This window comes from Staphylococcus sp. GW821-FHT11H10 (assembly GCF_058807855.1).
The window spans coordinates 23,959-36,847 of sequence record NZ_JBXARC010000009.1 but is presented as its reverse complement, the minus strand read 5'-3'; the positions used below and the strand labels follow the sequence as shown (position 1 = coordinate 36,847).

Here is a 12,889-nt window from a genome sequence, read left to right as displayed (position 1 = left end):
TGTATACAAAAATAACTAATAAGGGAGCAATACTAAATGGCTAAAGTAATCTTAAAAATCGACGGTAAAAATAAAACATTTGTTAAAGATAAATTGAATTTAGGTGCAGTTAAAGCACAAGCAGAATTCGAACAAAAATTACAAACAGGTTTTAGTACAATCGGCGAGCTACAAAACTTATACCGTAAACATCGTGGCATCTTAAACAAAATCGAAAAAGTAGAGAACAAATTAGCAGATGTAGAAACGGATGAAGAAGCAGAAAAGTTATATCAAGAATTAGATGAGTTAGAAGCAACAGATGAGTATAAAGAGTTTTTAAATAAATCAGAAGAACTAAATGAACAAATCAAAGAAGAAGGCAACGATGAAGATTTCGAGATTTACGATGAGTTCGCCAATTTATTAGTTAAAGTATTCGACAATCAATTCACGATTGATGAAGTGTTTGACGGTTTAGAAGTAGAAAACAGCTTACCAGATACTTATAGTAAAATCTTTGCTAGTAATGACGCGGGAAAGTCAAAGAAAAAAGCGACTACAACAAAGACAAAACAGCAGACGAAATAGTCGAAGATATTTATTTAGTTTACCGTCATTTTATCGAGGACGCACAGTACAAACCACATGAAGTTGACGCAATTGTTATGGAAGATTTCGATAAATACTTCAATACGAAAAAACGTAAGCGTAAGGCTTCTAAAGTGGCGAAAGCAGGAGCGTTAAGTCCTGAACAAATGATGGCATTAATTTAAAAATAAGGAGGTGGAATAATGGCAGATTTTAACTTAGGTGCAGAGATCTCAATGGATGTTGATCCCATAAAAGCCTCCACAAGAACATTAGAACGAGAACTAAAGAATATCAATAAATCATTACGCTCTCAACGTTCAGAATTTAAGAAAAATGAGTTAAGCGCTGAACAATTAGCAAACAGAGAAAAAGACTTAGGTAAAGCAATTACAGCACAAGAAGGTTTGCTTAAAAAACGACAAGATAGCTTGGAAGATGTTAGAGCTGAAATAAGTAAATCTAATGTAGTAACGGAAGAACAAAAAAGAAAGCTTAATAGTGCATCAAGAGCAGTACAACAAGCAGAAAATCAACTTTCTACTTATAATCGTGAATTAAAAGAGACAGAATTAGCTTACAAGCAATTTAATCGTTCAAGTGACCAAGTTAAAAATAGCTTAGGTGAACTTAAAAATAGAGCAAAACTTAGTGAAATTGCTTTTAAACAAGGTACACGTTCAGTTGATAACTACAAAGATCACTTAACAGAAATGAATTACACTATTACTAAGTCTAAAGCTAACATTAACTTGCTTAAACAAAATTTAAAAGAAGTATCATTAGCACACGGTTCTACAAGTAGACAAGCCGACAAATTGCGTAATGATATTTTAAAAGAAAGTATTGCTATGCAAATTGCACAAGGTCGAGCAGATGAGCTTTCAGATGAATTAGATGAAGTTGCTAGGTCACAACGTAAAGTGAGATTAGCTACTACATTAATGGGAGCAGGTTTTGCAGGTGCTAGAGATAGTGCAGATAGAATAGCAACAACCTTACGAAGTGTTGGAGAAGTTACGCAAGGTGTCGTGGGTGAAATCATGGCTACACAATTTGCTAACTTAATACCTATTATGGGTTCAGTTGTAAGTGCTGGTGCTGGTATTGGTGGCATGCTCACATCATTAGCTGGTGGCGCTATCGGTTTAGGTGGCGCATTCGGTATTGGTATGGGCGCGATTAATGTATTTGCAGGCCAAGCAACATATGCACTTAAAAAACTAGAAGATGGCGAATTAGCATTAACTAATGAAACAAGACGTTATCAAAGTGTGTTAAGTAGTTTAAAAAACGAATGGGAAGGACTTATCGCTCAAAACCAATCATATATCTTTAACACCATGTCTAACGGAATTAACACAGCTAGACTTGCATTAGAACGTCTTAAACCATTTTTAACAGATACAGCTGCACAAATAGAAGTGTCTAGCCACTCAATATTAGAATGGGCAAGAACATCAGATAATGCTAAAAAAGCATTTCAAATATTAAATACTGAAGGCTCTAAAGCTTTCGGGCATCTATTAGTTGCTGGTTTCCATTTCTTAGACGGTACAACTGCTGTATTTAATAAGCTAAGTCCACTATTCGTGTGGGCATCACAAGGCTTTGAGAATATGGCATTGTCATTTAGAAAATGGGCAAATAGTGTTGAAGGATCCAAAGCGATAAACGGTTTTGTTGAATACACTAAAACTAACTTGCCTATTGTTGGAAGAATATTCGGCAATGTATTTGCTGGTTTATTCAATCTGTTCAGTGCATTTAGCGGTCACTCTCATAATGTGTTACTAGGTATAGAAAGTGTAACAGAAGGATTTAGAAAGTGGAGTGAAGAATTAAAACGTTCAGATGGTTTCAAACAGTTTGTTGAATACCTAGAAACTAACGGTCCTAAAGTATGGCAATTAATTAAAAATATTACTGGTGTCCTTTGGGGACTTGTAAAAGGCATGGCTCCAGTTGCGTCAGTCACATTGTCGATCACTAATGCTATAACTGGTTGGATGGCAAGCATGGTTAATACACATCCGATGATTGGTAAAATATTAGGTTCAACAGTAGCTTTGACAGGTGCTATCTTATTATTACTTAAACCAATATTTTTAGTTAAAGGTGCTTTGAGTGGTATGAGAGGTGCTTTACTTGCTGTTACAGGTGCAGAGAAGTTGTTAGGTGCGCAAGGTGCATTTGCAACATTAGGAATGAAACGACAAGCTATACAAGCAAAAATAACAACTGCTGCAACTAAAGCATGGGCATTAGTCACTAAAGCTGCCGCACTTGCAACTAAAGGTTTAGGTCTAGCACTAAGATTTATGACAGGTCCAATAGGCATTGTAATAACAATTGTTGGTGCTTTAACGGCTGCCATTATTTACTTATGGAAGAATAATGAAACGTTCCGTAACTTTGTAATAAATGCATGGAACGCAATAAAAAATAGTGCAGTAGCAGTATTTGGTTTCTTGAAACCGTACATTATCAATATTTGGAACGCAATTAAGAACTCAACTATCGCTATCTGGAATGCTTTAAAAAACGCTGCAAAAGTAACATGGAACGCTATAAAGTTTGCTGTTCAACATCCTATTCAAGCATTAAAAAACATTATTTCAGGTATTTGGAATTTTATTAAAAACAATTCTTTAAAAACATGGTCAGCTATTAAGAACGGTGTTTTGAAAATTATTAGATCATTAGTTAATGGTGCTAAAACTGTGATTAGTGGTTTGAAGAAATTTATTTCTACAACGTGGAATGCCATAAAATCTATTTCAACCCGAACGTGGAACGCTATAAAAAGTGGTGTAATAAACGCTATTCGCAGTATGAGTAACGGCGTTAAGAAAATAGTGGGCGCTTTAAAATCATGGATGAGTAAAGCGTGGAACGCCATTAAAAACACAACGATAAAACTCGCTAAAGGTTTAAGTAATGGTGTTAAAAAGATATTCAATAGTTTATCTAAAATAACACGTAGTATCTTTAATAAGTTAAAAAGCTTTATGTCTAGTGTATGGCGCGCCATCAAGAATACCACAGTTAAATTCGCTAAAAGTCTTTGGTCAGGCGTAAAATCAACTTGGAATGCTTTATCAAGAGGAACACGTAGTATTTTTAATAAAATCAGAAGTTTCATGAGTAGCATTTGGCGTAATATTAGAAATACAACAGTTAAGTTTGCTAAATCATTATGGACAGGAGTTCGTAACACATTTAACAGTCTTTATAGAGGCACACGCAGTATTTTTAATCGTGTTAAAAGCTTTATGTCAAACACTTGGCGTAGTATCAAGAATACGACAGTAAACATGGCTAAAGGATTATGGAATAGTGTCCGAAGAACATTTAACAATATGTCTAACGGACTTAAAAATATCATTGAAAAAATCAAAGGTCATATTACTGGAATGGTAAGCGCAGTCAAGAAAAGTCTGAACGCATTAATCAAAGCAGTGAACTGGGTAGGTGGCAAATTAGGTATAGATAGTAAAATACCTAAACTCTCTACTGGTACAGAAGGTGCAAGCTCACAAAGTTTCGTATCAAATGGTGCTATTAATCAACCTACATTAGCAACAGTTAATGATAAAGGTAAAGGTAACGGGACAGGAGTAAATGGACATCAAGAATTAATCCAACGTAGTAATGGCTCTATCTATGCACCACAAGGACGAGATGTTATTGTTCCTCTAAATAAAGGCGATAGAGTTATTAATGGTAAAACTACTCAAAAACTTCAAAATCAAGGTTTTATTCCTAAATTTTCTCGTGGTACAGATAGCGGTGAAGATGTTAGAAAACGTATGCTAAGAGACGCTAAGAAACGCAAGAAACATAATCATCCTACATTTGATGCTGGGGAAATGATGGGACAAGGTGGTTTCGGTGCAGGTGGTGCTGGAGGCGCTGCAAAAGAAGCGTGGAAATATGTTACTGATAAAACTAAGGATATTGGCTCTGGTGCTAAACACACAGTTAAATCACTTAGTGATGGCGCTAAGAAAATGATAAACACGACTAAAGGCGCTTTAGGTGCTGCAGGGACATGGGCTAAAGAAAAAGCAGGCGACTTATTACAATACGTCGGTAGTCCTGGAAAACTTGTTAATAAAGTCCTAAAAGAATTCGGCGTTGATTTCAGTATGGTTAATGGTGAAATTCCTAAAATGCTTTGGGACGCAATGTGGAAACAACTAAAAGAAGGCGTTAAGTCATTATTCGGTGGTTGGTTAGATGATGCATCAGAAGGAGATGGTGATGGTAGATATATTAAATATCTTAATAACATCACTACTCGATATAGTCCTAATGGTCCACCACCTGGTTATCCGTTTAACTGGGCGCACCCTGGTATTGACTTACCTTATATTTACGAAAAAGTACAAACGCCTTTAGAAGGTAAAGTTGAAACAAGAAATACAGCATCTGGTTTCGGTCATCATATCATCGTAAGAGCTAAACCTTACGATGCTTATTTCGGACACCTTAGTAAATGGCTTGTTAAAAACGGACAACATGTTAAACCTGGTGACACTATCGGTATTTCCGGTAATACAGGTTCAAGTAGTGGGCCTCACTTACACTATGAAATGAATAAACACGGTTTCGGCTCAATGACAGGGCATTCTATTGATCCAGTTAAATGGTTAAAATCGCATAATGGTAGTAAAGGTGGAGTATCTAAATCAGCAAGTGCTTGGAAACCAGATATTAGACGTGCAGCTAAAGCAATAGGAGTAAGAGTTTCAAACGCTGATGTGAATGACGTTGCTCGACTTATTCAAACAGAAAGTGGCGGTAATGCTGGTGTTACTCAACAAATTCAAGACCAAAATAGTGGCGGTAATGAAGCGCAAGGATTACTACAATACACACCAGGTTCATTTAACAGCTATGCTATTAGAGGACATAAAAACATCAAGAACGGATACGACCAATTACTTGCTTTCTTCAATAACACAGATTGGCGTGCTAATTTATCTTACTGGAAACGTCGAATGGCTAGTGGCTTAACTGGTTGGGGGCCAACTGGTAGACGTAAAAAGTACGCCACAGGAACAAACAATGCTCGTAAAGGTTACGCTACTGTGTTTGAAAAAGGTGGCGAAATCATGAACTTACGAGGTGGCGAGCAAATTATCCCTAATGATGTATCAATCGCTGCTATTGAACGTGTCATTAATAGTGATATCTTCAATCGCACTCAATCAGCAGTATATGAAGCAATTTCTCGCTTTGCAGATGGTATTAGAGAAGAAAAAGATAAGCAACAGCAAACAGAGATGCGTAGAAACTTAGAGTATCAAGCGTTAAAAGAACAGAATGTTAAATTAACATCTTTAGTTGAAAAAATGGACGCAATTATTTCTACATTATTCAACTTAGAAGATAGTAATGAACGTATTGCAAACAAATCTAATGTGATTGATAGATATTCGTTAGGTGAAGAAGTAAATACAATCGTTGATAAAAGAGAACGTCATAAAAATAGAAAAACTAGATTTAAACCTAGTGTGACTTAGGAGGGATATTTTGAGCGACGCTTTAATTATTAATGATAAAAAAGTGGATGATATTTATATCGAAAGAGGGTTCAAAATACCCTCTTTTAATTATGCTTTAGAAGTCGAAGAAGTACCAGGTAGAACTGGCGGTGTATTAAAAGATAGAAAGATAGGTCCATTAGAATTTGAAATACCTTTGATAGTAAGGAATGACACTCACACAAACAGAAACGGTCAAAAAAATCATGATGATATCATAAATGATTTAGTAAAAAGAATAGATAGTGATAAACCAATTAAATTACAGTTCGAAAGCCAAAACTGGTATTGGAACGCTTATATTACTGGTCCTTTTGAATTAGATAAAGATGTAGGAATGCAAGCTGAACTCTCTCTAAAAGTTACATTACTTGATCCTTACAAATACGCAGTAGAAGGCACTAAAAACACAGCTATTTCTGACCAAGTATCAGTCGTAAGTACAGGTACAGCCGATAGTCCTATCATTGTGCAAGCCACTGCATTAAAGAATGCGAGTTATTTCTCTATCACGAAGAATGACGAAGATTATTTCATGATTGGTGATGACGATTTAGATAAGAAAGTCGAAGATTATACACCGACTTTATTTAATGATGAGATGCGTTCTTTCTTTGGATGGACTAAAGTCACTAACGGTACTATTAACGATAATGTAACTGGTGGAACAGTTGGTGGTTCTATGGCAATGAGTTCTTCAAAAGACGCTTTCATGCTCAATGAAAGTAGTATTACAAGTACAAGTGGATGGAATGGTGCAGAATATAAGCACTCATTCGGTAAAAGCACTCAAGATTTTAGTTCGACAGTTAAAATACATGTTAATCAAAGTAAAAAAGGTGCTACACATGCAACACAGTATGTATATGATACAGATAACCGTGTGATTGCTTCTATTGGTTATAGTAATCCTAGAGCAACGCAAAATATAGGCACAATACATGTGACACTATTCGACCAAAACGGTAATCAAAAGACAATATATAGATATACAAATGCACCTAAGTTTTATACATGGAAACATATAGTAATTTATATGCGTTTAAAACGTATTGGAGATAAGTTTTATATAAAAACATGGAAATATGACGAAGTAGACTATCCTAAACGAATTACGCCAGTAGATGTGACAGAAAAGGTATTTATTGATAGTGGGAACTTCTATCAACGACCTATATCAGCAGTAAGTATCTATATTGCTAAAAATGGCAACAATTATCATATGCCAACAACAATTTTAGGTAGTTATAATCATGAGATTTTACCTAAACCACCTAAAGCAAGAGATTTAATTATTAAAAAAGGTGATTTAATCAACATTAATATGGAAGAAAAGACAGTAACGATCAATGAAGAACCTGCACTCGATTTAAAAACATTTGGTAGTGACTTCTTTAACATAAATAAAGGGATTAATGAATGTATGATTTATCCAGAAAACACATATGACACGACAGTGTATTGGCAAGACAGATTTTTATAGATTGTAGGTGAAAAAGTGAAGAATGTAGGAATACATGTACTTGATTTTAATGACAATATTATTGATTTCATTAGTCAAAGTGATGGTGCATTGATTAATGCTGAAATGAGTATGAACGTAGAAGAAAAAACAGAAACTTTTGATTTTACAATTGAAAATACTCGAGCAGAGAAATTAAGAGAACGCAATCGTATTATCGCTCAAGACAATAACGGTACATTCAGAGAATTTATTATCATCCACATTATAGATAACTTTGACGGTACAACTGAAATTGAATGTAACGCTAGTTACTTAGAAGATTTAAAAACTGCTAAACCAATTAAACCTGGTAAATTTGAAGCACATACAACAACACAAGCGTTACTTAAAACACTTGCTGATACAGGTTGGGAAGTATCCGATGATACAGAATATGGTGGCAACAGAACAACATCATGGAATTCTCACACTAATCCGTTTGATTTAATTTATATGCTTTGTACTACTTACGACATGGTCCCTAATTTTTATATTGAATTAGGCGCACATACTGTTGAACATCGTTATGTATCAATCACTAAACCTAAAAACTTATTTAAAGGTAAGGAAATCACTAAAGGTAAAGATTTAACAGGTATGACAAGAACGATTGATCTATCTGAAGTCAAAACTGCTTTACTTGCAGTAGGGCCTGAAAAAGAAGATGGTTCAAGAATTGAAACTGTTGTAGTAGATGATGAAGCACAAGAGATTTTCGGACTACCTAACCGTTATATTTGGGATGTATATGAGCCTGAAAGTAACGATGAGAACATGACGCTTAAACGTTTGACTACACTTGCTAAAACAGAACTCAACAAACGTAATCAAGCAGCGATAAGTTATGAAGTATCTTCAATTGATATTCATAAATATTATAACGATGTAACAGTGCATCTAAGAGATGTTGTCAGAGTGAAAGACAGAGATTTCAGACCACCGTTATATATAGAAGCTGAAGTTATAGGTATTAAATACAACTGGCTAGCAGATGAGAGTGAATTTACCTTTGGCAATGTCATTGAGTACGAAGAAACAAAACTAAGAGAGTTCTTTAATAGAAAGTTAGATGAAATAACTAAAAAACTTAATGACAATATATCTAATGTTAATACTGTTGTGAGGGATGTTGTAGCTGGGGAGTTAGAATATTACGAGCGTAAGATATTTAAAGGTACAGAGCCACCAGAAAATCCACAAAACGATACGTTATGGTATGACACGTCAAATCCTGATGTTGCAGTACTACGTCGTTACTGGAATGGTAAATGGATAACTCAAACAGCTGATGATGTAGAAAAAATCGGTGGTTTAAGACGTGAGCAAGTGATGTACAGAGATTTAAACAATAGTTTCATCAATTTAACTATTCAACACAGTAAATTACAAAATGATGTGTACGATGTGTTAAATAATGAGTATCTTGTTGATGATGATTTGAAAGGTAATTTAAACCAAGCATTGTTGGATGTAGACGGTGTATATCAAGAGATTAAAACTAATTTAGATAGTATGGATGAAGATACAGCAACGATAGGTAAGTTGGTTGATACTCAAACTTTATTTACAGTGTATAGAGAAAAGTTACAAACATTATATAAATACGTTACTGACGCTAAAATTTCTATTGAGAAACGCTTGAAATTACTTCAATCACAATATACTGATGAGAAGTTTAATGATGCTATGGATAAAATAGCTCAATCGTTGCCTAATGGTCGTTGGGATAGTGAAAATCAACAATTATATGCTGATATTCCTAATCGTAATGAAGTAGAAAATCTTAAAACTACATTACAAGATTATACAGACGGTCAAATAAGCAATTTAAACAGTGTTTTAGGTAAGGAAATAGATAGTAAAATTAAAAATACTAAAGATGAAATTAGTGCAAATGTAAGAAGTATTGAGCATAAGATAGATGGCATTGAAGTTGGTGGTCGAAACCTAATCAGAAATAGTGAAAAAATTACCGATTACATTATACTTGCTAGTGTTGAAAAAGCTGGTACTTATTCATTAGGCTTTGAGCCACATTTTACAGAAAATATTCCAAGTGAATTTGGTTTATATTACGGTGGAAATATAGATGTCTTAGCGAATGACAAACCACGAATTACACATACATTCGAAGTGGGCGAAGATAGAATAGGTAAGGACATAAAGTTATTCTTCGGCGGTAATGCCATGACACATAAAGCCTACATAAATAATGGTTATGTAGGCAAAGTTAAATTGGAATATGGCAATGTTGCTACTGATTGGACGCCAGCGCCAGAAGATGTTGAAGATAAAATTTTAAATTCTAAACAAGAAGCAGAAGAAGCATCCAAAGCATACGCTAAAGCACAAGATGAGTTAAAACAGACAGAAATACAAGCATATGCTGACGGAAAAGTATTAGATGAAGAAAAACGAGCAATAGCTGACGCAATAGCAAAACGTGATGAAGCAAAAGAATACGCAGAGCAAAAAGCACAAGAGGCGCAAGAGGCAGCAAATCAAAATACATCTAATCAATTAGTGCCTATCACAACACGCGTAACAACTAATGAAACAAATATAACAGAATTAGATAAACAAATTAGTTTAATGGCTAAAAGTGATGATGTAGAGCAAAAATTGAAGAATGTTGATGGACGACTTACACCACTAGAAACGACAGTTAAAAGTAATAAAGCCACACTTGATATTTTACCTACGCAAATTGAAAGTAAAGTATCTAAACAAGACTATAAAACAGATCAAAACAATATAGTTCAAAGATTAGATAATGCTGATAGTGACCGCATACAACTTGCAAATAAAATTGAGGATAGAGTGACAATAACTGAATATAACAGTGGTATAGATTCCGTTAAATCTACAAACCGAAATTATTTACAATCATATTATTCTCCGCATCAAAATATTGTCAACGGTGTAATTAATGGGGCTTATAGCGTTACATTAAACGCTAACAGAACACTTAATTTCTATTTCTATGACAGAGGTAATGGTACTAATCCTACACTTGAAGAAAATACAGATTATATTTTAAAAATACACGAATCAGACCAAAATGTAAGAACGGGAGTATTTTATAATAAAGGTTCTAACACGATTATAGGATATACAACTGATAACATTATTCGATTTAACACAAAAACTTATCAAGATATAAGAATTGTATTGATACCTAACGTTGACAGCCATTTTATTGGGAAAATGAGCTTATATAAAGGGACAAAAGAGCTTGATTGGACGCCTGCACCAGAAGATATAGAAATGTTAGCAAAAAAATCGCAACAAGACGCAGAAAAAGCATCTAAAGCGTATACAGACGCTCAAGACAATTTAAAAGAAACGCAATTAAAAGCATATGCAGACGGTATCGTGTCAGATGAAGAACAAAGAGCAATACAAGATGCTAAAAACAAACTAGAAATGGCAAAGGCAGACGCACAAAGTAAAGCTAATGCAGCACAAACAGCAGCAGAAGAATATGCAGTTATTAAAGCAAATAGCGCCGAGACAAATGCCAAAGCATACACAGACGATTATAAACGATCTAATGACGTAGCCATGACTAAACTAGAAACATCAATCACTCAAAATGGTGATAAAATAGCGTTAAAAGTTGATGAACAAAAATTCAATGCTAGTCGTAAAACATTATCTCAAGTGATTTCAGAAATATCAGCCACAACTAAGGGGATAAATTTAAGTTACGATGAAAATGGTAATATCCAATCTTACACAATGGATAAAAACGGTATTCAACTTAGAGGCGATAAGGTAGATATTACAGTCAATAAAGACTTCAATGTGATGGCAAGTAGAGTGGATGATAAAGTCGGTAAAAACGAGGTTATTAACCGTTTAAATTTAAGTCCTGAAGGTTTAGATATTAATGTTAATAACATTGGCATTCGAGGCGGGGATAGTGTTGATTATTTAGATATTAGAAACAATTCTATCCTTTCTTATGGTTCTTTCACGCGTACTTGGGCAAACGAAACTGATACCGCTAATTTACGTTTAGGTATTCAAGGCGGTACTGTAAAAGTACAAAATAGAACGACTGGATATAACTTATACTTAACCGAAAAAGGTTTATCTACCATGCTTGCAGGTGCAGGAGATGAAACAGCAGGAACATTAGAATTCCACTCTACAAAATATAATGATACCTCTCGTGGTGTTCGACTACACTCCACATACGGTGCAGTAGCATTAGAAAGTGATTACAGTCGTATTATTTTAAATGCGAACTTAACTGTAAATATTGAAAGTAACTATGGTATTTACTTTAGACCTTATCGTGATAACCGAACTGGAAACAATGAATTTGCTATGTATGTAAAACAAAACGATAGTGGTGCATACACAGACGGTGTTCTTAAATACGGTAATGTTTCAAGTGATACGTCACAATATGGTTCAGGAATAAGATTTAGTAAAAGTTCTATTAACAGTACAATTTATGCTACCAATAAAGATGGTGCTATTGGGACAGGTCATTTCTTTGCGGATAAATTATATGGAGATTTAACTGCTAAAGGAAGTAATGCTTATGTCTTAGCAGATGGTGCTTTGCGTATTACAGATACGAATGGTTATAACGGGGATAATACAAATTATCGAGATGTTCAGTGTCAACACATTGCATCAAACACTATCAGAACAAGAGTAGGTAAAGACTTTTATATTGGTGTATCAAGTAATGAATTACGTGTTACAAATAACTTATTCTGGAACGGTGGCGATACTGGTTACAAACCAGTTAGAGCATCAGCCTTTAATAACGCATCGCTTGAACAGTATAAAACAGATATTAAGAAGTGGGACTATGACGCTCTAACTGTCATCGCTAATGACTTAGATCTTTATCAATTCAAATATAAAAATGAAGAAGGTAAAGAAAAAGGTTTAAACCATAGAGGTGTAATTATCGGTAGAGATTATAAAACGCCTGATGAATTTATTTATGGTGATGGCGTTAATATTTATGAAATGGTTACATGGGCACTTAGATCAATACAACAACTAAACGAAAAAACAAACACATTGGAGGAACAATTAAATGAACAATCAATTACAAGCTAATCCAAGTTATGTTATCGAGGAGTTAGTTACTCAAAACGCTAAACTTTCACAAGAAAATGCAATGTTAAGAGCAGTAATTAGAGAGCAAGAAGAACAACAAAATAATGAACAAACAAGTGCTGAAGGAGAGTAACCTTTAGCACTCTTTTTATACCAAATTTTAGGAGGAATTTAT

At 34.5% G+C, this 12,889-nt stretch carries 5 protein-coding genes; all 5 read left to right on the top strand.

Annotated features, from left to right (window positions below; translation table 11 throughout):
- Positions 1-36 precede the first annotated feature (36 nt).
- The 5 genes from gpG (at position 37) to AC1RRU_RS06505 (ending at position 12,847) form a co-directional block, all read left to right on the top strand.
- Positions 37-570 (top strand): phage tail assembly chaperone G, encoded by a 534-nt coding sequence (gpG, locus tag AC1RRU_RS06525; protein WP_486578942.1) that lies wholly within the window; start codon positions 37-39, stop codon positions 568-570.
- A 203-nt stretch (positions 571-773) separates the two neighbouring features.
- Entirely contained in the window at positions 774-6,101 is a 5,328-nt protein-coding gene (locus AC1RRU_RS06520; RefSeq protein ID WP_493196475.1) for a peptidoglycan DD-metalloendopeptidase family protein, read from the top strand.
- Positions 6,102-6,111: 10 nt separating this feature from the next.
- A complete protein-coding gene (locus AC1RRU_RS06515; protein ID WP_240559666.1) occupies positions 6,112-7,605 on the top strand; it encodes a phage distal tail protein in 1,494 nt (497 codons plus the stop codon).
- A 15-nt stretch (positions 7,606-7,620) separates the two neighbouring features.
- Positions 7,621-12,714 carry a phage tail spike protein gene (locus tag AC1RRU_RS06510; RefSeq protein ID WP_493196474.1) on the top strand — a complete coding sequence of 1,698 codons (5,094 nt, stop codon included), beginning with the start codon at positions 7,621-7,623 and terminating at the stop codon, positions 12,712-12,714.
- Entirely contained in the window at positions 12,692-12,847 is a 156-nt protein-coding gene (locus AC1RRU_RS06505; RefSeq protein ID WP_037540968.1) for a hypothetical protein, read from the top strand. The genes AC1RRU_RS06510 and AC1RRU_RS06505 overlap by 23 nt, the downstream gene beginning before the upstream one ends.
- Positions 12,848-12,889: the final 42 nt, after the last annotated feature.